The organism is Geodermatophilus sp. SYSU D00663 (assembly GCF_054050655.1).
The window spans coordinates 1-21,704 of sequence record NZ_JBJGZT010000002.1; the positions used below are offsets into that span (position 1 = coordinate 1).

Consider the following 21,704-nt stretch of genomic DNA (forward strand, 5'->3'; position numbering starts at 1 on the left):
TTACGGCGGCCATGGCGAGAGGGAAACGCCCGGATCCATTCCGAACCCGGAAGCTAAGCCTCTCAGCGCCGATGGTACTGCCCCGGAGACGGGGTGGGAGAGTAGGACGCCGCCGGACAACCATTCAGGAAGGGCCCCCACCACCACGGTGCGGGGCCCTTCCGGCATTCCCGGGGCGATGTCGACGTGGCGGACCCGGAGGAATGCCGCACGGCCCCGGTTCCGTCACGACGGAACCGGGGCCGTGGATGGAATGCCGTCGTCGGCTGTCAGGGGACGATGCGGCGGAGGCCGGTGAAGGAGAGGACCGCCGTCACGGCCGCCAGGGCCACCGGGATGGCGACGGCGAGGGTGAGCACGGACTCGTCGACGAGCCAGGTGCCGACGTCGCCCCACCAGCCCCGCCAGGAGACCAGGACCGCGAGGCCGCCGAAGACCACCATCGCGCCGATCACCAAGCCCCAGATCCCGAACTGCCCCCAGCGCTTCATCACCACGCCGATGGCGACGCCCAGGAAGGCCGCGGCGAGCATCGGGGCGCCGGAGACGAGGACCTGCAGGGCCGTGTTGTCGACGTCCATCTGCCCCGGGGCCCAGAAGTTCAGCCTCATCCCCCAGCCGCCGGTCGCGTCCTCGATCGACGTCAGGACCGACAGCGCGACGCCGTACGCGAGCGCCGCGGCCACCGCGGCCAGGGCGGTCCCCAGGTAGAAGGTGCGCCGGCTGAGGCTCATGCCCATCGCGAACGGCAGCACCTGGGTGACCGACTGGACGAAGACGACCAGCACCGTGATGTAGAGCGAGGCGACGCCTCCGGTGATGCCCCCTCCCGGCTGGGTGCCGGCGTCGGTGAGCGACCAGACCGCCAGGTTGATCGCGAAGCTGAGCGACACGACGCCCCAGGGGATCCCGACGGTCAGCAGCGGGTTCATCGAGTGCAGCCGGGCGGCCGCGAGGACACGGTTCATCGAGTGGCTCCCTCGAAGGGCGTGGACGGGCGGGCGGTGCGGGCTGCCGCGGCCGCGGACGGCGTCCCGGCGGGACGCGTGCTGAGCGCGACCACGAGCTGCTGCAGCGAGGTGGGCTCGACCGTCAGCCCGGCCGCGGCCAGGTCCCCGGGGTCCACCGGCCGGCACAGCCGCACGACGGCGCGGGCGGACCCGCCGAGGGCGTCGGTGGTGAGGAGCTCGTGCTCCTGCGCCAGGGCCGCCACCCGCTCGGCGGGCCCGGTGACGGTGAGGGCCGAGGCGCGCAGGCGCTCGGCGTCGTCGTCCAGGAGCACCCGGCCGGCGTCGAGGAGCACCACGTGCTCGAGCAGGCCGCTGATCTCCTCGATGAGGTGCGTGGACAGCACGATCGTGCGGGGCTGTTCCGCGTAGTCGGCGATCAGCCGGTCGTAGAAGAGCTGCCGGGCGACGGCGTCGAGGCCCAGGTACGGCTCGTCGAACAACGTGAGCGGCGCCCGGGAGGCCAGGCCGATGGTGATGCCGACGGCCGAGACCATGCCGCGGGAGAGCTTGACGACCGGCCGGCGCGCCGGCAGGTCGAAGTCGGCGACCAGTGCGCGGGCCAGGTCCTCGTCCCAGGTGGGGAAGAGGGTGGCGGCCGCGGAGAGCGCGTCGCGCACCCGGAAGTGGTCGGGGTATCGCTGGCTCTCCTTGACGAAGCAGACCTGCTGCAGGACGGCGTCGTCCTCGTAGGGGTCGGCGCCCAGTACCCGCACCCGGCCGCTGGTGGGCACCCGGTGCCCGGCGAGCAGTTGCATGAGCGTGGTCTTGCCGGCCCCGTTGCGGCCGAGCAGGCCGGTGATGCCGTCGGTGGCGAAGCCGGTGGTGACGCCGTCGAGAGCCGTGTGCTCCCGGTACCGCATCGTCACGTCGGTGAGCGTGGCGGCGGCGTCGCTCACCGCTCGTCCTCCCAGCGGTCGATCATGGTGGCCAGCTCGCGGGTGGAGATGCCGAGCTTGTGGGCCTCGGTCATCAGGGGGCGGACGTACTGGTCGGCGAACTCGCTGCGGCGGCGCTTGAGCAGCTGCTCGCGGGCGCCCGTGGCGACGAACATCCCGACTCCTCGTCTCTTGTAGAGGACCCCGTCGGCCACCAGCTGGTTGAGGCCCTTGGCCGCGGTGGCGGGGTTGATGCGGTGGAAGGCGCTGAGCTCGTTGGACGAGGGCGCCTGGCTCTCCTCGGCGAGGGAGCCGTCGACGATCGCGTTCTCGATCTGGGCGGCGACCTGCCGGAAGATCGGGCCGGCGTCCTCGTTCACCGGGGGTGCCGGCCACTACCAGGGTCCCCGAGGTCCCTGGGTTCATTACTCATGTAATGAACCGTAGAACCGGTTCGTCGACGGCGTCAACCCCGGCTACGGTCGCGCTCGTGGACGACGTCGTCAGGCCCTTCACCGTCGACGTGCCGGCGGACGCGGTGGAGGACCTGCGCCGCCGGCTCCGGAGCACCCGCTGGCCGGACCCGCCGACGGCGGAGGGCTGGACCCAGGGCGTCCCGCTGGACGTGCTGCAGGAGGTCTGCCGGTACTGGGGCCAGGAGTACGACTGGCCGGCCCGGCAGGCGCGGATCAACGCGTTCCCGCAGGTGGTCACCGAGATCGACGGGTTGCCGGTGCACGCCCTGCACGTCCGCTCGCCGCACCCGGACGCCCTGCCGCTGGTCCTCACCCACGGCTGGCCCGGCTCGGTGGTCGAGTTCCTCGAGGTGATCGGCCCGCTGACCGACCCCGAGGACCCGCGCGACGCCTTCACCGTCGTCGTCCCGTCGCTGCCCGGCTACGGGTGGAGCGGAAAGCCGGCGGCACCCGGCTGGGGGCCGGCGAGGACCGCCGACGCCTGGGCGGAGCTGATGCGCCGGCTCGGGCACGAGCGCTTCGGCGCCCAGGGCGGGGACATCGGGTCGTTCGTGTCGGCCAACCTGGGCGCGCGGCACCCCGACCGGGTGGTCGGGATGCACCTGAACATGGTGGTGACCGTCCCGCCGGAGGGCCGGAGCGAGTTCGACGAGCGCGAGCAGCGGGCGCTGGACCGGATGCGGGCCTTCCGCGACGACGGCTCGGCCTACAGCTACCAGCACCGCACCCGGCCGCAGACGCTCGGCTACGGCCTCACCGACTCCCCGGCCGGCCAGTGCGCGTGGATCCTCGAGAAGTTCCACGCCTGGACCGACACCGGCGGCGACCCGGTCGGGGTGCTCGGCGTCGACCGGCTGCTCGACGACGTCTCGGTGTACTGGTTCACCGGCACGGCGACGTCGTCGGCGCGGATGTACTGGGAGATGGCGCGGGCGCCGGGGGAGCGGACGCCGCGGGTCGACGTCCCCAGCGGCGTGTCGATGTTCCCCGGCGAGATCTTCGTGCCGCCCCGCGCGTGGGCCGAGCGGCAGCTGACCGACCTGCGGGCCTGGCGCGAGCACGACAGCGGCGGGCACTTCGCGGCGATGGAGCGGCCGGCGGAGCTGGTGGCCGACGTCCGGGAGTTCTTCCGCCCGCTCCGGTAACCGCCGCGACACATCGGGGAACTAGCGTCCGGGCTCCGCCGACCCCCGGAGGACCCCGCGTGCACCTCTCCCCGCACGAGCAGGAGCGCCTGCTGCTCTCCTACGCCGCCGACCTCGCCCGCCGACGGCGCGCGAGGGGGCTGCTGCTGAACCTCCCGGAGGCGACGGCGATCGTCACCGACCACGTGCTGGAGGGCGCCCGCGACGGCGTCCTGGTCGCCGAGCTCGTGCAGTCGGGCCGCACGGTCCTCACCCGCGACGACGTCATGGACGGCGTCCCCGAGCTGCTGGAGGAGGTGCAGGTGGAGGCGACCTTCCCGGACGGGACCAAGCTGGTCACGGTCCACCAGCCCATCCCGTGATCCCCGGCGAGGTGATCCCGGCCGAGGGCGTCATCGAGACGCTGCCCGGAGCCCCGCGGACCGAGCTCGAGGTGACCAACACCGGCGACCGGCCCGTGCAGGTGGGCTCGCACGTCCACTTCGCGCAGACCAACCGGGCGCTGCGGTTCGACCGGGACGCCGCCCGCGGCCACCGGCTCGACGTCGCCGCCGGCACCGCCGTCCGGTTCGAGCCCGGCATCACCCGCACCGTGACGCTGGTGCCGCTGGCCGGCGCGCGCGTCGTCCCCGGCCTCACCGCCGAGGGAGGGCTCGGCTGATGGTGCAGCTGTCCCGCGAGCGCTACGCCCAGCTGTACGGGCCCACCACCGGCGACCGGATCCGGCTGGCCGACACCGACCTGCTGATCGAGGTCGAGGAGGACCGCTGCGGCGGCCCTGGCCGGGCCGGTGAGGAGGCGGTGTTCGGCGGCGGCAAGGTCATCCGCGAGTCGATGGGGCAGGGCCGCGCCACCCGGGCCGAGGGCGCGCCCGACCTGGTCATCACCGGCGCCGTCGTCCTGGACCACGGGGGGGTCGTCAAGGCCGACGTCGGCGTCCGCGACGGGCGGATCGTGGCGCTGGGCAAGGCCGGCAACCCCGACACGATGGACGGCGTCCACCCGGACCTGGTCATCGGACCCGGCACGGAGGTGATGGCCGGCAACGGGCGGATCCTCACCGCCGGCGGCATCGACTGCCACGTCCACTTCATCTGCCCGCAGATCGTGCCGACGGCGCTGGGCTCGGGCGTCACGACGCTCATCGGCGGGGGCACCGGCCCGGCGGAGGGCTCGAAGGCCACCACGATCACCCCGGGCGACTGGTACCTGGCCCGGATGCTCGAGGCGATGGACCCGTGGCCGGTCAACGTCGCGCTGCTGGGCAAGGGCAACACCGTCTCGCAGGAGTCGATGGAGGAGCAGCTCCGCGGCGGGGCGAGCGGGTTCAAGCTGCACGAGGACTGGGGCTCGACGCCCGCGGCGATCGACGCCTGCCTGACCGTGGCCGGGCGCAACGGCGTCCCCGTGGCGCTGCACTCGGACACGCTCAACGAGGCCGGCTTCGTCGAGGACACCCTGGCCGCGATCGCCGGGCGGTCGATCCACGCGTACCACACCGAGGGGGCCGGGGGCGGTCACGCGCCGGACATCATCACCGTGGCCGGGCACCCGAACGTGCTGCCGTCGTCGACCAACCCGACCCGGCCGCACACCGTGAACACCCTCGACGAGCACCTCGACATGCTCATGGTCTGCCACCACCTGGACTCGTCCGTGCCGGAGGACCTCGCCTTCGCCGAGAGCCGGATCCGGCCGACGACGATCGCCGCCGAGGACCTGCTGCACGACCTCGGCGCCATCTCGATGATCGGCTCGGACGCGCAGGCGATGGGCCGGGTGGGCGAGGTGGTCCTGCGCACCTGGCAGACGGCGCACGTGATGAAGCGCAAGCGCGGGTCGCTGGCCGGCGACGGCGCCGCGGACAACGCCCGCGCCCGCCGGTACGTCGCGAAGTACACGATCTGCCCGGCGGTGGCGCACGGCATCGACGGCGAGGTGGGCTCGGTGGAGCCGGGCAAGCTCGCCGACCTCGTGCTGTGGGACCCCCGGTTCTTCGGCGTCCGCCCGCACGCGGTGCTCAAGGGCGGGGTCATCGCGTGGGCGCAGATGGGCGACGCCAACGCCTCCATCCCGACGCCGCAGCCGCAGCTGCCGCGGCCGATGTTCGGCGCGTACGGGAAGGTGCCGGCGCTGACCTCGCTGCACTTCGTCGCGCCCGCCGCGCTGGAGGCAGGGCTCGGCGACCGGCTGGCCATCGACCGGCGGCTGGCCGCGGTCACCGACACCACCCGGCTCACCAAGGCGGACATGCCGGAGAACACCGCGCTGCCGGAGATCCGGGTCGACCCGGACACCTTCACGGTGACCGTGGACGGCGAGGTGTGGGAGCCCGAGCCGGTGCGCGAGCTGCCGATGGCGCAGCGGTACTTCCTGTTCTAGAGGACACCTCGCCCCATGTCTTCAGCGTTGCTGACCCTGGCCGACTCGCGGCTCCCCGCGGGCGGGCACGCGCACTCCGGCGGGGTGGAGCAGGCGGTCGCGGCCGGGCTGGTGCGGGACCCGGCATCGCTGGCCGCGTTCCTGCTGCGCCGGCTCGCGACCTCCGGTGCGGTGGCGGCGGGTCTTGCCGCCGCCGCGTGCCGAGGGGAGGACCTCGCGGCGCTCGACCTGGAGGCGGACGCGCGGACGCCGTCGCCGGCGCTGCGGGCCGCGTCGCGGCAGCAGGGGCGCGGGCTGGTGCGGGTGGGCCGCCGGGCGTGGCCCTCGCCGGCCTGGGACGCGCTGCCCGCCGCGCCGCACCACCCGGTCGCGATCGGGGTCGCCGCGGCCGCGGGCGGGCTGGCCGCCCGGGACGCCGCCGCGGCGGCCGCCTACCTGTCGGTCAGCGGCCCGGCGACGGCGGCCCAGCGGCTGCTCGCCATGGACCCGCTCACCGTCGCCGCCGTCACCGCGCGGCTCGCGCCGGAGATCGACGCCGTCGCCGAGGACTGCCTCTCGCGCGCGAATGGCGAGATCCCCGCCGACACCGACCCGCTCCTCGACCTGCTGGCCGAGGTGCACGCCACGAGAGGGGACCGCTTCTTTGCCTCCTGACCACAACGTCCAGGACTACGTCGACGCGGAGGTCCCGCACCGGCACGGCGGGCCGCTGCGCGTCGGGCTCGGCGGCCCGGTCGGCTCGGGGAAGACCGCGCTGGCCGCCGCCCTGTGCCGCACGCTCGGCGCGGAGTACGACCTCGCCGTCGTCACCAACGACATCTACACGACCGAGGACGCCGACTTCCTGCGCCGCAACGCCGTCCTCCCCGACGACCGGATCGAGGCGGTGCAGACCGGCTGCTGCCCGCACACCGCGATCCGCGACGACATCACCGCCAACCTCGACGCCGTCGAGCTGCTCGAGGCGCGCCACCCCGGGCTGGAGCTGGTGCTCGTCGAGTCCGGCGGGGACAACCTGACGGCGAGCTTCAGCTACGGGCTCGTCGACGTGCAGGTCTTCGTCGTCGACGTCGCCGGCGGGGACAAGGTGCCGCGCAAGGGCGGGCCCGGGGTCACCGCGAGCGACCTGCTCGTGGTGAACAAGACCGACCTCGCGCCGCTGGTGGGCGCCGACCTCGACGTGATGCGGCGCGACTCCGCGGTGGTGCGCGGGGACAAGCCGACCCTGCTCGTCTCGCTGCGGGAGGACCCGGCCGCCACGGAGGTGGCCGAGTGGGTGCGCGAGCAGGTGCGGGCCCGCCGGCTGCAGCGGGCGTGAGGACCCGGGTCGAGGTCGTCGCGCGGCGCGGGCCCGGCGGACGCACGGTGCTGACGGTGGTCCGCGCGAGCGGGCAGCTGGCGGTGCGCCGGACCGGTCCGTCCGCCGTCCACCTGGTGGCGACGGCGTTCGGCCCGCTGGGCGGAGACGACGCGGAGGTCCGGCTGGTGGTCGAGGAGGGCGCCACGCTGGCGGTGCGCTCGGTGGCCGCCGCCGTCGCGCTGCCCGCCCGCGAGGGCGACCGGCCCTCGGTGCAGCGCGTCGTCGCCGAGGTGGCCGGGGCGCTGGACCTGCGGATGGAGCCCACCGTCGTCGCCGCCCGGGCGCACCACCGGGCGGGGCTGGCGGCGTCGCTGGCGCCCGGCGCCCGGCTCACCGCCACCGAGCAGGTGCTGCTCGGCCGCACCGGCGAGGAGCCGGGCCGGTGGACCGGCACCACGCGGGTGGTCGCCGACGGGCGGCCGCTGGTGCACACAACCGTCGGCCTGGGGCCGGGGGCGCCGGCCTGGCTGCCGCCGGTCGCGCCGCGCGCCTACGCCTCCACCGTGCACGTGGGGCAGGCTGCCGGGGTGCTGACCGCCGACGACGCCGTCCGCCTGCCGCTGGAGAACGGGTGGGTGGCCACCGCGTGGGGCGCCGAGCTGCACTCCGTGGTGCGCGCGGTGGAGGCGGTGGCGTGACGCTCGTCGTCCGGGCGCGGCGGGTGGTGCTGCCCGGCGGCGAGCGCGCCGCCGCGGTGCACACCGCCGACGGCGTGGTCACCGCGGTCACCGGCTTCGACGACGTCCCGGCCGGCGCGGTCACCCTCGCCGACGACGAGGTGCTGCTGCCCGGGCTGGTCGACAGCCACGTGCACGTCAACGAGCCCGGCCGCACCGAGTGGGAGGGCTTCGCCACCGCCACCCGGGCCGCGGCCGCCGGCGGGATCACCACGATCGTGGACATGCCGCTGAACTCCGTGCCGGCCACCACCACGGTCGAGGCGCTGCGGGTCAAGCGGGAGGTGGCGGCCGGGCAGGTCGCCGTCGACGTCGCCTTCTGGGGCGGCGCGGTGCCGGGCAACCTCGCGGAGCTGCGGCCGATGCACGAGGCCGGCGTCGTCGGGTTCAAGTGCTTCCTGCTCGACTCCGGCGTCCCGGAGTTCCCGCCGCTGGACGACGCCGGGCTGCACGCCGCGCTGGCCGAGCTGGCGTCGTTCGACGGGCTGCTGATCGCGCACGCCGAGGACGAGGCGGTGATCGGCGCGGCGCCCGAGCCCGCCGGCGCCAGCTACGCGGCGTTCCTCGCCTCCCGCCCGCCCGCGGCGGAGGAGACGGCGATCGGCCGGCTGGTCGACGCCGCGCGGGAGACCGGCGCGCGCAGCCACGTCGTCCACCTGGCCGACGGCGACGCGCTGCCGCTGCTGCGCGCCGCGCGGGCGTCCGGTGTGCGGATCACCGCGGAGACCTGCCCGCACTACCTGACGTTCGCCGCCGAGGAGGTGCCCGACGGCGACACCGCGTACAAGTGCTGCCCGCCGATCCGGGAGACGGTGCACCGGGAGGCGCTGTGGGGCGCGCTGACGGCCGGCGACGTCGACATGGTGGTCAGCGACCACTCACCCTGCACGCCGGAGCTCAAGCGGCTCGACGTCGGCGACTTCGGCCTGGCGTGGGGCGGCATCGCGGGGCTGCAGGTGGCGCTGCCGGCGGTGTGGACCGGCGCGCGGGCCCGCGGGGTGCCGCTGGCGGAGGTGGTGCGCTGGATGTCGGCGGCGCCGGCGCGGCTGGCCGGGCTGCCGGGCAAGGGCGCGATCTCCGTCGGGAGGGACGCCGACCTGGTGGCCTTCGCGCCGGACGAGCGGTTCACCGTGAGCCGGCTCGAGCACCGCAACCCCATGACCCCGTACGCGGGGCGGGAGCTCACCGGTGTCGTCCGGCGGACCTGGCTGCGGGGGCGCGAGGCCGACGGCAGCCCCCTCGGCCGGCTGCTCGACCGGGGGAGCCGCTGACGAGACCCGCCATCCGCGCGCGAATGGCGGAACCGGTCAGGACTGCTGCTCGCCCTCCTCGCGGGCGGCCTGGTCCATGATCTTCGGGTCGTCGGTGGAGCCGCCGGCGGGGTCGGCGTTGCCCAGCGCGGTCTCGGCCGGCATCTGCCGGACGTGCTCACGGGCGCGCTCGCGCAGGTCGTCGGTGGGTTCGGACACGGGGCCTCCTCGGATCTCTCGCTGACCCCGGCCCCCTACCCCGCCCGTGCGACAGTGACCCCCGCCGAACCCCGAGGAGCCCCGTGAGCGACCCGTTCGACCTGCCCGACCTCGCCGTCCGCACCCAGGGCGGCGCCGTGGTCGCCGCCAACGACGAGTTCTTCGCCGGCAAGGAGAACCTGGTCCTGCCCGGGCCGGCGCGGGCGCGCGACGACTTCGGCGCCCGCGGCAAGGAGTACGACGGCTGGGAGACCCGCCGGCGGCGCGAGCCCGGGCACGACTGGGCGGTCGTGCGCCTCGGCATGCCGGGCGTGGTGCACGCGGTCGTCGTCGACACCGCGTTCTTCCTCGGCAACTACCCGCCGCGGGCCGCGCTGGAGGGCGCCTCCGTCGAGGGGCACCCCCCGGCGTCCGCGCTGGCCGACGCCGACTGGTCCCCGCTGCTGCCGCTGTCGGACCTGGCCGGCGGGACGGCGAACCGCTTCGCCGTCGAGCCGGGGCCGCGGGTGACGCACGTGCGGCTGTCCATCCACCCCGACGGCGGCGTCGCGCGGCTGCGGGTGCACGGCGAGGTCGTGCCCGACCCGCGCCTGGTCGACGCCGGCCCGTGCGACCTCGCCGCGCTGGAGAACGGCGGCCGGGTGACCGGGGTGAGCAACGCCTTCTACGGCAGCCCGCACCAGCTCATCGGCCGTGGCGAGGCCCGCTCGATGGGCGAGGGCTGGGAGAACGCCCGCCGCCGCGACGACGGCAACGACTGGGTCGACGTGGCGCTGGCCTGCGAGGGCACCGTGACCCTCGCCGAGCTCGACACGTCGTGGTTCCTCGGCAACGCGCCCGGCGCGGCGGCCCTGACCGGCCGGACGGCGGACGGCGCCGAGGTGGAGCTGCTGCCCCGCACGCCGCTGCAGCCCGACACCCGGCACCGGTTCGTCCTGCCCGGCGACGCCGCGGTGACCGCGGTGCGGCTGGACGTCTTCCCCGACGGCGGCATGGCCCGGCTGCGGCTGTGGGGCCGCCCGACCGAGGCCGGCCGCGCTGCCCTGCGGCAGCGGTGGGAGGCGACGACGCGCGGGTAGGGCCGGTCCGTGGCTCACTCAGGTCCAGTGATCGCGATCACGGGCTCCACCGACGGCATCGGCCGGGCGGCCGCGCGGCGGCTGCTGGGCGACGGGCACACCGTCGTCCTGCACGCGCGCAGCGAGGCCCGCGGCGCCCCGGTCGCCGAGGAGCTCGGCCGGCTCGGCGACGTCCGGCTGGTCACCGGCGACCTGGCCGACCTCGACCAGGTGCGTTCGCTCGCCGGGCAGCTCGGGGAGCTGGACGTGCTCGTGCACAACGCCGGCGTGTGGCCGCCGGACGGCGCGCCGGTCAGCGCGCAGGGCCACGAGCTCGCGTTCGCCGTCAACGCGCTCGCCCCGCACCTGCTCACCGCCCTGGCGCACGAGCGGGTCCGGGAGCGGCTGGTCTTCCTCGGCAGCGGCATGGTCGGCTCGGGCCGCGTCGACCCGGACGATCTCGGCGGCCCGCGGGAACCGGGGCGCGCCTACGCCGACTCCAAGGCGCTCGACGTCGTCCTGTCCCTCGGCTGGGCCCGGCGCCTGCCGCACCTGCGGGTGGGCGCGGTCGACCCGGGCTGGGTGCGCACCAAGCTGGCCTCCCCGGGCGCGCCGGGCGACGTCGAGGACGGCGGCGCCCGGGTGGCGCTGGCCGCGGCCGGCGACTGGCCCGGCGGCTACACCGCCGGCCGCCGTCCCGCGCGGACGCCGCGCGCCCTGGAGGACCCGGCCCTGCAGGACCGCGTGCTGGCCGCGATGGACCGGCTGGCGGGGATCAGGTCCGGGTGACGTGCTCCGGGCGGACGGGCACGCGGCGCAGCGGCAGGCCGGTCGCCTGGCGGATCGCGGCGAGCACCGCGGGGCCGGAGGAGATGTTGGGTGCCTCGCCGACGCCGCGCAGGCCGTAGGGCGCGTGCGGGTCGGCGTACTCCAGCACCTCGATGCGCATCGGCGGCATGTCGAGCACGGTCGGGATGAGGTAGTCGGTGAACGACGGGTTCTGCACCCGGCCGTCGCGGACCAGGATCTCCTCCATCACCGCCAGGCCCAGCCCCTGCGCGGTGCCGCCCTGGATCTGCCCGACGACGGCCTGCGGGTTGATCGCCTTGCCGACGTCCTGCGTGCAGGCCATCTCCACGACCTTGACCAGGCCCAGCTCGGTGTCGACGTCGACCACGGCCCGGTGCGCGGAGAAGGCGTACTGCACGTGCGCGAAGCCCTGGCCGGTCTCGGGGTCGATCGCCTGGGTCGGCCGGTGCCGCCACTCGACGATCTCCTCGACCGCCTCGTCGCCGAGCACGTCGGCCAGCGGGAGTGCCACGCCCTCGAGGTCGGACACGACCTTCCCGCCGTCCAGCCGCAGGTCGGCCACCGGCCGGCCGACGGCGGACCGCGCGAGCTCCAGCACCCGGCCGCGGACCGCCTCGCACGCGGCCTTGACCGCGCCGCCGGTGACGTAGGTCTGCCGGGACGCCGAGCTGGACCCGGCCGACCCGACGCCGGTGTCCTTCGGGTGGAGGACGACGGCGTCCACGCCGAGCTCGGTGCGGGCGATCTGCTGCTCCACGGTGACCAGGCCCTGGCCGACCTCGGCCGCCGCGGTGTGCACGGTCGCGACCGCCTCGCCGCCGACCACCTCCAGCCGCACCCGCGCGGTCGAGTAGTCGTCGAAGCCCTCGGAGAAGGCCACGTTCTTGTAGGCGACGGCGTACCCGACGCCGCGGCGCACCCCCTCGCCGTGGGTGGTGTTGGAGACGCCGCCGGGCATGTGCCGCAGGTCGACGTCGTCGCCGGTGGCGGGCGCCGGGGGCAGCGGCATCGCCTCCAGCCGGCGCAGCAGCTCCGCGACGGGCGCGGGGCTGTCGACCACCTGGCCGGTGGGCGTCTCCGAGCCCTGCTCCATCGCGTTGCGGCAGCGCAGCTCGACCGGGTCCATGCCGAGCTCGGCGGCGAGCGCGTCCATCTGCGCCTCGTAGGCGAAGGCGGTCTGCACCGACCCGAACCCCCGCATGGCGCCGCACGGCGGGTTGTTGGTGTACGCGCCGTAGCAGTCGACGTGCACGTTGGGGACGACGTAGGGGCCGATGCCCATCGTGCCGCCGTTGCCCACGACCGCCGGCGTGCTGGAGGCGTAGGCGCCGCCGTCGAAGTGGATCTCCGCCTTCACGTAGACCAGGTCGCCGTCGCGGGTGGCGCCGTGCTCGTAGCGCATGGTCGCCGGGTGGCGGTGCACGTGGCCGAAGAAGGACTCCTCGCGGTTGTAGGACATCTTCACCGGCCGGCCGGTGTGCAGCGCGAGCAGGCAGGCGTGCACGTGCATCGACAGGTCCTCGCGGCCGCCGAACGCGCCGCCGACGCCGGCCAGGGTCAGCCGCACCCGCTCCGGCGGCATGCCCAGCGCCGCGCAGACCTGGCGCTGGTCCACGTGCAGCCACTGGGTGGCCACGTACAGGTCGACGCCGCCGTCCTCGGCGGGCACCGCCAGCCCGGACTCCGGGCCCAGGAACGCCTGGTCCTGCATGCCGACCTCGTACTCGCCGACCACGACGACGTCCGCGGTGGGCGCGGGGTCGCCCTTGCGGACCTTGAGGTGGCGCACCAGGTTGCCGTGCGGGTGCAGGTGCGCGCTCTCCCGGCTGAGCTCGGTGACCTCGGCCGGCGCGTCGTGCACCTGGTTCCAGGTGGGGTGGCCCAGCGCCGCGCGGGCGTCGGTGACCGGCTCCCAGACGTCGTAGTCGACGACGATCCGCGCCGCGGCGCGCCGGGCGGTGTCGGGGTGGTCGGCGGCGACCAGCGCCACCGGCTCGCCCTGGTAGCGGACGACGTCGAGGGCGAGCACCGGCTGGTCGGCCAGTTCGAGGCCGTAGACCTTCTCGCCGGGGACGTCGTCGGAGGTGAGGACGGCGTGCACGCCGGGGACGGCCAGCGCCGGGCCGACGTCGATCGAGCGGATCCGGGCGTAGGGGTGGGGGCTGCGCAGCGTGACGCCCCACAGCATGTCGTCGGTCCACAGGTCGCTGGCGTAGGCGAACTCGCCGCGGACCTTGAGGACGCCGTCGGGGCGCTGCGCGTCGGTGCCGACCCCGCCGCCGCTGCCGGGGCCGGTCAGGTGGGAGGGGGCGCCGCTCGGGGCGCGGGTGGGGGTGCTCATCGCGCGTCACCTGCCATGCGGTCGGCCGCGAGCCGGACGGCGTCCAGGATCTTCTCGTAGCCGGTGCAGCGGCAGAGGTTCCCGGCCAGCGCCTCGCGGATCTCGGCGTCGGCGGGCCTGCGGCCCTCGTCGCGGGCGCGGCGGACCAGGTCGTCGGTGGCCACCAGCAGCCCGGGCGTGCAGAAGCCGCACTGGACGGCGCCGGCCTCGAGGAACGCCTCCTGGACCGGGTGCAGCCCGTCCTCGCCCGCCAGCCCCTCGACGGTGCCGACCTCCCGGCCCTGCGCCTGCCCGGCGGCGACCAGGCAGGCGCACACCGGCAGCCCGTCGAGGTAGACGGTGCACGAGCCGCACTCGCCCTGCTCGCAGGCGTTCTTCGAGCCGGGCAGGCCCATCCGCTCACGCAGCACGTACAGCAGGCTCTCGCCCTCCCAGACGTCGTCCACCTGCTGCGGCGTGCCGTTGACGGTGCAGGTCAGGCGCACGTCGGGTCCCCCTTCCGGTAGTCGGCCCAGGCCCAGGTCAGCGTGCGCCGGGCCATGACCGAGAGTGCGTGGACGCGGTAGCGGGCGGTGCCGCGGACGTCGTCGATGGGCGCCGCCGCCCCGGCCACCAGCTCGCCGAAGCGGGCGGCGGTGGCCGGCGGCAGCTCGGCGCGGGACTCCCACAGGCCGTCGAGCTCCCCGGCGAGGAACTCCTCGGCGGCGGGGGCGCGGCGCGGCGTGGGCGCCGCCGACCCGATGCCGGTGCCGACGGCGCGGCGGTCGGGGTGCAGCGCCAGCCCGAACGCGGCGACGGCGATGACCATGGCGTTGCGCGTGCCGATCTTGCTGTACTGCTGCGGGCCGGCGGGCGGGGTGATCCGCACGGCGGCGATCAGCTCGTCGTCGGCCAGCGCGGAGCGCTTGACGCCGGTGTAGAACTCGGCGACCGGGATCCGGCGGGTGCCGCGGACCGACGCCACCTCGACCTCGGCGCCGGCGGCCAGCAGCGCGGGGTGCGCGTCGCCGGCCGGGGAGGCGGTGGCCAGGTTGCCGCCGACGGTGCCCCGGTTGCGGATCTGCGGCGAGCCGATGGTGCGGGCGGCCATCGCCAGCCCCGGCAGCCGGTCGCCGAGCTCGGCGATGACCCGGGCGTAGGGGACGCCGGCGCCCAGCCGCACGGCACCGTCGTCGGGCTCCCAGGTCTGCAGCTCGGCGACCCGCGTGAGGTCCAGCAGCAGCGGCGGGCGCAGCCGGCCGAAGTTGATCCCGACCATGACGTCGGTGCCCCCGGCGATGGGCACGGCGTCGCGGTGGGCGGCCTTCGCCTCCAGCGCCTCCGCCCACGTCGTGGGCTGCAGGAAGTCCATCGTCGCTCCTGGTCGGATCAGGCGGGCCGGGTTCCCGGGGGACGGTCACGGTAGCCCCGGTTCGTTCCGGCCGGGTTGCCTGACGGCACGTGGCGACTCGCCGTGTTCACACGCGGTCGGCAGGATGCCGCGGGTGGAGACGACCGCCGACCTGCTGGTGCCCTCTGCCGATCTGCTCGTCCACGATGCCGACCTGCTCGCCACCGTCGACGACGGCCGGCGGGAGATCGCCGGCGGCTGGGTCGCCGTGACCGGCGGGGTGGTGAGCGGGGTCGGCGGGCCCGGGGACCCGCGGCCGGTCGCGGCCCGCACGGTCGACGCGCGCGGCTGCCTGGTGACGCCCGGGCTGGTCAACACCCACCACCACCTGTACCAGAACCTCACCCGCTCGTTCGCGCCCGCGCTGACCGGCGGGCTCTTCGAGTGGCTGGTCACCCTGTACCCGCTGTGGGCGCGGCTGGACGAGGAGGCCGCGTACGTGTCGGCCTACGTCGGGCTCACCGAGCTCGCGCTGGCCGGCTGCACCACCTCGACCGACCACCTCTACGTGCACCCGCGCGGTGCCGGCGACCTGATCGGCGCCGAGGTGCGCGCGGCGCAGGACCTCGGCGTGCGGTCGCACTTCACCCGCGGGTCGATGTCGCTGTCGGTGAAGGACGGCGGGCTGCCGCCGGACTCCGTCGTCCAGGACGACGACGAGGTCCTGGCCGAGTCGCAGCGCCTGGTGGACGCCCACCACGACCGCTCCCCGCACGCGCTGACCCGCATCGCGCTGGCGCCCTGCTCACCGTTCAGCGTGTCGACGGAGCTTATGACGCGGACGGCGGAGCTGGCCGAGCGGCTCGACGTCCGGCTGCACACCCACCTCGCCGAGACGCAGGACGAGGACGCGTTCTGCCTGGAGCGCTTCGGCCGCCGCCCGGTCGACTACCTGGCCGACGTCGGCTGGATGTCCGACCGGGTGTGGCTGGCCCACGTGGTGTGGCCCTCGGCCGAGGAGGTGACCCGGCTCGGCGCTGCGCGGGTGGGTGCCGCGCACTGCCCGTCGTCGAACATGGTGCTGGGCAGCGGCCTGTCGCCGGTGGCCGAGCTGCGGGCGGCCGGGGCGCCGGTGGGGCTGGGCGTGGACGGGTCGGCGTCGGCGGACGCGGCGTCGCTGTGGCTGGAGGCCCGGACGGCGATGCTGCAGGGCAAGCTGCGGCACGGCGCCGGGTCGTTCGGCGCCCGCGACGCGCTGGAGATCGCCACCCGCGGCGGCGCCGCCTGCCTCGGGCGCACCGGCGAGATCGGGGAGCTGTCGGTGGGCGCGTGCGGCGACCTGGCCGTCTGGCCGCTGACCGGGCCGGCGTTCGCGGGTGCGCTGAGCGACCCGGTGGAGGCGTGGCTGCGCTGTGGGCCGGTGGCCGCGCGGCACACCGTCGTCGGCGGGCGGTTCGTGGTGGAGGACGGCGTGCCCGTGCACCCCGGCCTCGACGAGCAGCTCGCCGTCCACCGCCGGGTGAGCGAGCGCATCCAGGCGACCCTGTAGTCGCCTTTCGCGCGCGAAAGGCGGATCAGAGGGCGGCGGCGAGGGCCTCGAGGTCGTCGAGGGTGCCGTCGACGTGCGGGGACACCCGCAGCACCCAGCCGGTCAGCTCCGCCGGCGCGCGACCGGGCTCGACCGCCGTGGTGACGACGCCGTGCTCGGTGAGCAGCCGCGCCCGGGTGGCGACGACGTCGACGCCGTCCGGCGGGCGCAGCGTCGTGGTCGCGGTCGGCTCGTCGAGCGGCTCCACCACCCGCCAGCCGCCGGCGCCGTCGAGGACCCGCCGCGCCGCCCGGCCCAGCGCGGCCAGCCGCTCGCGCACCCGGTGCGGGCCCGCGGCCAGGTGCTCTCCGACGGCGAGGACCAGCCCGACGCGGCCGGCCACGTGCGCCTCGCCGCTCTCCAGCGCGCGCAGGGGCGGCAGGTCGGCCGGGGCGGGGAGGGCCGGGACCAGCTCCGCGGCCACCGCCGGCCGCGCGCACAGGACACCGACCCCGCGCGGGCCGGCCAGCCACTTGCGCGAGGTCGAGTAGACGACGTCGGCGCCGAGGTCGACGTCGACGTGCCCGAGCGACTGGGCGGCGTCGAGCACCAGCGGCACGCCGTGCGCCCGGCACAGCGCCGCGACCTCGGCCGCCGGCTGGACGACGCCGCGGTGGCTGGCCACGTGCGTGAGGTGCACGAACCGCGGCGGGCCGGCGGCCAGCGACCGCTCGAGCGCGGCGACGTCGACCCGCCCGTCGCCGTCGACGGCCATCGGCTCGGGCACCAGCCCCGCGGCGCGCAGCAGGGCGGCGTTCGGCGCGTACTCCCCGGGCGGGCAGGCCACCCGCGTGCCGGCCGGCAGCCGCCAGGCGGCCAGCAGCGCGGTGAGCGCGGCCTGCGCGGACTCCACGAAGACGACGTCGGCGGCGGCCATGCCGACCAGCCCGCCGATGACGCTGCGGCCCTGCTGGAGCAGGTCGCCCGCGGTCGCCTCGGCCACGTAGCCGCCGAGCTCCGCCTCGTGCCGGGCGTGGTGCGCGACCGCCTCGAGCACCCGGTTGCTCTGCCGGCTGCAGGCCGCCGAGTCCAGGTGCCGGCCCGCCGGGCGGGGGCGGGCGGCGCGCCAGGAGTCGGCGAGGTCGTCGTGGGGGAGCAGCAGGTCGAGCGCGGTCACTCCCTGACGCTAGGACAGCTGCCCGCGGACGATGGAGACCCCGGAGTGGGCCGGGTCGCCGTCGAGCGGCTCCACCGAGACGTCGACGACCGGGTACTCGGCCAGGTCCAGGCCCGCGGGCAGCTCGAACTCCTCGGTGCCCGCGCGGACGACGCCCAGCGGGACCAGCCCGGACACCGACTCCGTCAGCAGCCACGCCTCGTAGTAGCCCTCCTCCGGCGCGCCGGCGGTGAGCTCGACCTGCAGCACCCGCGTGCCGTCGGCCCGCTCGACCACCTCGGCGCGTCCGGAGGCGTCGCTGCCCTCCAGCGGGTCGAGCACGGTCGCGGCGACCGGCTCCCCGGCGTCGTCCCGGTTGCCGAGCGCGACCGCCCCGGCGCCGATGGCCAGCCCCGCCACCAGCGCCGCCGCGGCGGCGAGCGCCAGCCGCGACCGCCGCGGCCGCAGCGGCACGACCGGCACGACCGGCACGACCGGCGCGACCGGCGCGACCGGCGGGATCGGCTCGTCCGGCTCGTGGGGCACCGGCTCCTCGGGCACCGGCGGGGCCCCGGGGACGGGCGGCGCCACCGGGACGACGTCGGGCACCGGGCCGGCCGGGGGCCCCGACGCCGCGACGACGCCCGGGCGCGGCGCCACGCGCACGCCGGTGGCCGCGGCGATCCCCGCCCACAGCGACGGCGGCGGCGCGACCGGCGGCCCGGAGGCGGCGAGCTCCGGCACGGCCAGCGCGTCGACGGCCCGGCGCAGCCGCGCCACCTCGGCGCCGCAGGCCGCGCAGCCGGCCAGGTGCGCGGCGTCGTCGGGGAGCGGCTCGCCGAGCGCGGCCAGCGCGAGGTCCTCAGGCGTGCAGTGCGGCACCGCCCACCTCCAACCGGTCGCGCAGGCGCTCGAGGGTGCGCCGGATGTGGCTCTTGACCGTCCCCAGCGGCAGGCCGGTGCGCTCGGCGATCTGCACGTGCGTGAGGTCGGCGAAGAAGGCGAGCTCGATGATGCCGCGCTGCGGCTGGCCGAGGCGGTCCAGCTCGCCGAGCAGCAGCACCCGGTCGGCGACCGTGCTGTCCACCGGGGCCTGTCCGCCGGGCGGCGCCGCCTGAGCCTCGGCCAGCGCGGCCTCGGCGGCGCGCCGCTGGCGGTCCCGCCGCGCCCACGTGTCGGCGATCTTGTGGCGGCAGATGCCGACCAGCCAGCCCGGCAGCGGGCCCTGGTCGGCGCGGTAGCCGGCCCGGCCGGTCCAGGCGGAGACGAAGGTCTGCTGGGTGACGTCCTCGGCGTCGGGCCCGGGGCCGAACGCGCGCACCCCCATGCCGTGCACCAGCGCCGCCCACCGCTCGTAGGCCCAGGCCAGCGCCTGCTCCTCGCCCGCGGCGAAGCGCCGGGCGACCTCGGCGTCGTCCGGCTCGGCCGCGCCCGAGGGCGCCGGCTCCGCCTGGCTGTCCACCGCACCGACCCTAGGGCCCGTCCGGTCGATCCGGGATGGCCTTCCTGCAGGGGCCCGCCGCGAGCGTGCGAGCGGTGGGGGGCAGGGAGGTCCTTCGACCGTCATGCGACCGGCTCCGCCACGACGACGACGTTGTCGCGGTAGCCGCCGACGTCGGGGAGGAACGGTCCGCCGCAGGTGACCAGCGTCAGCCGCGGCGGCCCCTCGCGCGTGAAGAGCAGGTCCACCGGCAGCGCCTGCTTGTCGAGCAGCTCGCGCGCGACCACCCGCCACCGCGTCGTCGCGCCGGCGACGTCGGTGACGAGCACCTCCTGCCCCGGCTCGGCCGAGCGCAGTCGGGCAAGCGCGCCCAGGCCCTGCTCGGCGTCGTCGACGTGGCCGGCGAGGACCGCGGAGCCGGGCGCCCCGGGTGCCGGGCCGAACCGGTACCAGCCGGCCCGGGCGACGTCGTCCGGCAGCGCCATCTGCCCGTCGCCGGCGACCCCGGCCGGGTCGACCGGCGCGTCGACGCCGAGCGCGGGCACCTGCAGCCGGACGGGCGGGACGACAGCGGGTGCCGGCGCCGGGGCGGCGTCGCGGACGGCCGGCCCCGGCGCCGGAGGGGGAGCGGCCGGTGTGCCGAGCACCTGCTCGACCGGCGCGCCCGCCGCCGCCGGGGGCCGGGTCAGCTCCCACGCGGTGGGCACGCCCACGGCGAGGGCCAGGCCCAGGGCCACGCCGGCGGCGGCGGGTCGCACGTCAGGCCCGGGTGGTGGCCAGCCGGCGGGCGGCCAGGCCGGCGCCGACCAGGCCGAGGGCGGACAGGCCGAGCAGCGGCAGCGGCAGGCCGTCGTCGTCGGCCAGCCCGGCGCTGCCGCCGGGGACCCCGGACGGCGCCGAGTGCCCGCCGCCGATCGTCTGGACGGCGAGCTCGAAGCCGGCGTCCTGCGAGCCCCACGCGTAGACGACCGTCGTGGCGCCCTCCGTGACCGCGAGGTCGGCCGGGCCGAGCGCCACGGTGGAGGTGCCCGCCAGGACGACGTCGGCGCTGACCGTGCCGGCCGGCACCTCGAGCGACGCCTCGTCGGGGTTGGCGAGGTCCGGCGCGACCACCTGGCCGCCGGCGCGAACGTCGACCGCCGGGGCGGCCGCCACGTGCCGCACCACGACCCGGCCCTGGCCCGCGGGGACCGCGGCGGTGTCGTTGACGAACGGGGTGAGCGCCGGCTGCCCCTCCGCGGTCAGGTGCGCGACCACGGTGGCGTTCGCGCCGGCAGGCACCGCGACGCCGTCCGCGGACAGCAGCGGCGTGCCCGAGCCGTCGGCGGCGTCGGCGGGGAACAGCGCCAGGTCGTAGGAGCCCGCCGGCAGCGACAGCGGGTCGGTGAGCGTGCCGGGCTGGAAGTCGTCGACCAGCCGCTCGCCGTTGGCGTACACGTCGACCGGGGTGTCCGGGACGGCGTGCAGCACAGAGACGGTGGCGGTGTCGGCCGCTGCGGCCGGCGTGGCGCCCAGCGCGACGAGCGCGCCGGCTCCGGCGACGGTGGCGAGGCCGAGGGTGCGGGTCCGGGTCACGGGGTCCTCCGGTGTCGGGGTGCTGACACCTCCTCTTCCGGCGTCCCCGCAGGTCCGGATGCAGGTCCCGCCTTCCGCGCGCGAAAGGCGGGACTAGGCCGGAACCGAGAGGGACACGGCGAAGTCGCCGTCCGGGTCGGTCCACCAGTGCGTCGTCCGCAGGCCGGCCGCCGCCAGCTCGGCCTCGACGCCCTCCCGGCGGAACTTCGCCGACACCTCGGTGCGCATCTCCTCGCCCGCGGCGAAGCGCACGGTCAGGTCCAGCGCCAGCACGGTGACCACCTGCGCGGTCCGCGCGCGCAGCCGCATCTCGATCCACTCGTCCGCCGGGTCCCACACCGCGACGTGGTCGAACGCCGCCGGGTCGAAGTCGGCGCCGAGCTCGCGGTCCAGCACCCGCAGCACGTTGCGGTTGAACTCCGCGGTGACGCCGGCGGCGTCGTCGTAGGCGCGGACTAGCCGGCCGGGGTCCTTGACCAGGTCGGTGCCGAGCAGGAAGGAGTCACCGGGCGCGAGCGTGCCGGCCAGCTCGGCCAGGAACGCCGCCCGCGGGCCGGGTTCGAGGTTGCCGATCGTCGAGCCGAGGAAGGCCACCAGCCGCCGCCCGCCGCGGGGCAGCAGGCCCAGGTGCGCGGTGAAGTCCCCGACGACGGGGTCGACGGCGATGCCCGGGTACTCGGCGGTGACCGCCTCCGCGGCGGCGGCGAGCACCGACGGGTCGACGTCGCAGGGGACGAACCGCCGCAGCGTGCCGGCCCGGGTCAGCGCGTCCAGCAGCAGGCGGGTCTTCTCCGACGTGCCGCTGCCCAGCTCGACGAGCACCTCGGCGCCGGAGGCCGCGGCGACCTCCCCGGCGTGCGCGGCCAGCACCGCCCGCTCGGCGCGGGTCGGGTAGTACTCGGGCAGCCGGGTGATCTCGTCGAACAGCTCGCTGCCGCGGGCGTCGTAGAACCAGCGCGGCGGCAGTGCCTTCGGCGTCGCGGTCAGCCCGGCGAGGGCGTCGGCGCGCAGCGCGGCCGCGACGTCGGCGGGGGCGAGGTGGCGGGTCGTCGTCACGGGTCTCCTCGGCTC

Annotated in this window: 24 protein-coding genes and 1 rRNA gene; 12 read left to right on the forward strand and 13 right to left on the reverse strand. The window is 76.4% G+C overall.

The window, feature by feature from the left end:
• Position 1: 1 nt before the first annotated feature.
• A 5S ribosomal RNA gene (gene rrf, locus ACI79Z_RS01530) occupies positions 2-118 on the forward strand.
• A gap of 151 nt (positions 119-269) precedes the next feature.
• Here rrf and ACI79Z_RS01535 read toward each other — a convergent pair.
• Genes ACI79Z_RS01535 through ACI79Z_RS01545 form a run of 3 tightly spaced genes read right to left on the reverse strand, consistent with a single transcriptional unit; the run spans position 270 to position 2,265 of the window.
• Positions 270-968, reverse strand: coding sequence for a hypothetical protein (locus tag ACI79Z_RS01535; protein ID WP_456901463.1), 699 nt, complete (start codon positions 966-968; stop codon positions 270-272).
• Positions 965-1,906 (reverse strand): ABC transporter ATP-binding protein, encoded by a 942-nt coding sequence (locus ACI79Z_RS01540; protein WP_456901464.1) that lies wholly within the window; start codon positions 1,904-1,906, stop codon positions 965-967. Before ACI79Z_RS01540 ends, ACI79Z_RS01535 begins: the two co-directional genes overlap by 4 nt.
• The gene (locus ACI79Z_RS01545; RefSeq protein ID WP_387994108.1) at positions 1,903-2,265 is read right to left on the reverse strand and encodes a GntR family transcriptional regulator; all 363 of its coding nucleotides are present in this window, start codon (positions 2,263-2,265) and stop codon (positions 1,903-1,905) included. The genes ACI79Z_RS01540 and ACI79Z_RS01545 overlap by 4 nt, the downstream gene beginning before the upstream one ends.
• 110 nt (positions 2,266-2,375) lie before the next feature.
• On the opposite strand from ACI79Z_RS01545, the gene ACI79Z_RS01550 reads away from it, so the two are divergent.
• The 8 genes from ACI79Z_RS01550 to allB are packed head-to-tail and all read left to right on the forward strand — an operon-like array spanning position 2,376 to position 9,196.
• On the forward strand, positions 2,376-3,506 hold the full coding sequence (locus ACI79Z_RS01550) for an epoxide hydrolase family protein (RefSeq protein ID WP_456901465.1): 1,131 nt from the start codon (positions 2,376-2,378) through the stop codon (positions 3,504-3,506).
• A gap of 59 nt (positions 3,507-3,565) precedes the next feature.
• The gene (locus ACI79Z_RS01555; RefSeq protein WP_387994115.1) at positions 3,566-3,868 is read left to right on the forward strand and encodes an urease subunit gamma; all 303 of its coding nucleotides are present in this window, start codon (positions 3,566-3,568) and stop codon (positions 3,866-3,868) included.
• Entirely contained in the window at positions 3,865-4,167 is a 303-nt protein-coding gene (locus ACI79Z_RS01560; RefSeq protein ID WP_387994118.1) for an urease subunit beta, read from the forward strand. Before ACI79Z_RS01555 ends, ACI79Z_RS01560 begins: the two co-directional genes overlap by 4 nt.
• Positions 4,167-5,888 (forward strand): urease subunit alpha, encoded by a 1,722-nt coding sequence (locus ACI79Z_RS01565; RefSeq protein ID WP_456901466.1) that lies wholly within the window; start codon positions 4,167-4,169, stop codon positions 5,886-5,888. Before ACI79Z_RS01560 ends, ACI79Z_RS01565 begins: the two co-directional genes overlap by 1 nt.
• 15 nt (positions 5,889-5,903) lie before the next feature.
• Complete coding sequence (locus ACI79Z_RS01570) at positions 5,904-6,542, forward strand: urease accessory protein UreF (protein ID WP_387994124.1); 639 nt, start codon at positions 5,904-5,906, stop codon at positions 6,540-6,542.
• Positions 6,532-7,206 (forward strand): urease accessory protein UreG, encoded by a 675-nt coding sequence (gene ureG, locus ACI79Z_RS01575; protein WP_456901467.1) that lies wholly within the window; start codon positions 6,532-6,534, stop codon positions 7,204-7,206. The genes ACI79Z_RS01570 and ureG overlap by 11 nt, the downstream gene beginning before the upstream one ends.
• A 56-nt stretch (positions 7,207-7,262) precedes the next feature.
• Entirely contained in the window at positions 7,263-7,886 is a 624-nt protein-coding gene (locus ACI79Z_RS01580; RefSeq protein WP_456901468.1) for an urease accessory protein UreD, read from the forward strand.
• Positions 7,883-9,196 (forward strand): allantoinase AllB, encoded by a 1,314-nt coding sequence (allB, locus tag ACI79Z_RS01585; protein WP_456901469.1) that lies wholly within the window; start codon positions 7,883-7,885, stop codon positions 9,194-9,196. The genes ACI79Z_RS01580 and allB overlap by 4 nt, the downstream gene beginning before the upstream one ends.
• Positions 9,197-9,232: 36 nt before the next feature.
• Here allB and ACI79Z_RS01590 read toward each other — a convergent pair whose 3' ends face one another.
• On the reverse strand, positions 9,233-9,394 hold the full coding sequence (locus ACI79Z_RS01590) for a hypothetical protein (RefSeq protein WP_387994136.1): 162 nt from the start codon (positions 9,392-9,394) through the stop codon (positions 9,233-9,235).
• 83 nt (positions 9,395-9,477) lie between these two features.
• Here ACI79Z_RS01590 and alc point away from each other — a divergent pair, with 83 nt between their 5' ends.
• Positions 9,478-10,473: an allantoicase gene (alc, locus tag ACI79Z_RS01595; protein WP_387994139.1), complete on the forward strand. Its 996-nt coding sequence runs from the start codon at positions 9,478-9,480 to the stop codon at positions 10,471-10,473.
• 27 nt (positions 10,474-10,500) lie between these two features.
• On the forward strand, positions 10,501-11,241 hold the full coding sequence (locus ACI79Z_RS01600) for an SDR family NAD(P)-dependent oxidoreductase (RefSeq protein WP_387994142.1): 741 nt from the start codon (positions 10,501-10,503) through the stop codon (positions 11,239-11,241).
• Here the strand turns inward: ACI79Z_RS01600 and pucD are convergent.
• The 3 genes from pucD to ACI79Z_RS01615 are packed head-to-tail and all read right to left on the reverse strand — an operon-like array spanning position 11,228 to position 14,954.
• Positions 11,228-13,603, reverse strand: coding sequence for a xanthine dehydrogenase subunit D (pucD, locus tag ACI79Z_RS01605; protein WP_456901470.1), 2,376 nt, complete (start codon positions 13,601-13,603; stop codon positions 11,228-11,230). The two genes, ACI79Z_RS01600 and pucD, sit on opposite strands and share 14 nt — an antisense overlap.
• On the reverse strand, positions 13,600-14,088 hold the full coding sequence (locus ACI79Z_RS01610) for a (2Fe-2S)-binding protein (RefSeq protein WP_387994148.1): 489 nt from the start codon (positions 14,086-14,088) through the stop codon (positions 13,600-13,602). Before ACI79Z_RS01610 ends, pucD begins: the two co-directional genes overlap by 4 nt.
• The gene (locus ACI79Z_RS01615) at positions 14,079-14,954 is read right to left on the reverse strand and encodes an FAD binding domain-containing protein (RefSeq protein WP_456901471.1); all 876 of its coding nucleotides are present in this window, start codon (positions 14,952-14,954) and stop codon (positions 14,079-14,081) included. Before ACI79Z_RS01615 ends, ACI79Z_RS01610 begins: the two co-directional genes overlap by 10 nt.
• Positions 14,955-15,087: 133 nt before the next feature.
• Between ACI79Z_RS01615 and ACI79Z_RS01620 the strand changes: the two genes are divergently transcribed.
• Positions 15,088-16,482, forward strand: a complete 1,395-nt coding sequence (locus ACI79Z_RS01620; RefSeq protein WP_456901472.1) for an 8-oxoguanine deaminase — start codon at positions 15,088-15,090, stop codon at positions 16,480-16,482.
• Between the two features lie 25 nt (positions 16,483-16,507).
• Here the strand turns inward: ACI79Z_RS01620 and egtE are convergent, their stop codons facing one another.
• From egtE to egtD, 6 genes are all read right to left on the reverse strand, one after another.
• Positions 16,508-17,638: an ergothioneine biosynthesis PLP-dependent enzyme EgtE gene (egtE, locus tag ACI79Z_RS01625; RefSeq protein WP_387994157.1), complete on the reverse strand. Its 1,131-nt coding sequence runs from the start codon at positions 17,636-17,638 to the stop codon at positions 16,508-16,510.
• Positions 17,639-17,647: 9 nt separating this feature from the next.
• Positions 17,648-18,499 (reverse strand): anti-sigma factor, encoded by an 852-nt coding sequence (locus tag ACI79Z_RS01630; protein ID WP_456901473.1) that lies wholly within the window; start codon positions 18,497-18,499, stop codon positions 17,648-17,650.
• A complete protein-coding gene (locus ACI79Z_RS01635) occupies positions 18,480-19,079 on the reverse strand; it encodes an RNA polymerase sigma factor (protein WP_387994162.1) in 600 nt (199 codons plus the stop codon). The genes ACI79Z_RS01630 and ACI79Z_RS01635 overlap by 20 nt, the downstream gene beginning before the upstream one ends.
• A 101-nt stretch (positions 19,080-19,180) precedes the next feature.
• On the reverse strand, positions 19,181-19,816 hold the full coding sequence (locus tag ACI79Z_RS01640) for a class F sortase (RefSeq protein WP_456901474.1): 636 nt from the start codon (positions 19,814-19,816) through the stop codon (positions 19,181-19,183).
• A 1-nt stretch (position 19,817) separates the two neighbouring features.
• A complete protein-coding gene (locus ACI79Z_RS01645; protein WP_456901475.1) occupies positions 19,818-20,633 on the reverse strand; it encodes a DUF4397 domain-containing protein in 816 nt (271 codons plus the stop codon).
• A 93-nt stretch (positions 20,634-20,726) separates the two neighbouring features.
• Entirely contained in the window at positions 20,727-21,689 is a 963-nt protein-coding gene (gene egtD / locus ACI79Z_RS01650) for an L-histidine N(alpha)-methyltransferase (protein WP_456901476.1), read from the reverse strand.
• Positions 21,690-21,704: the final 15 nt, after the last annotated feature.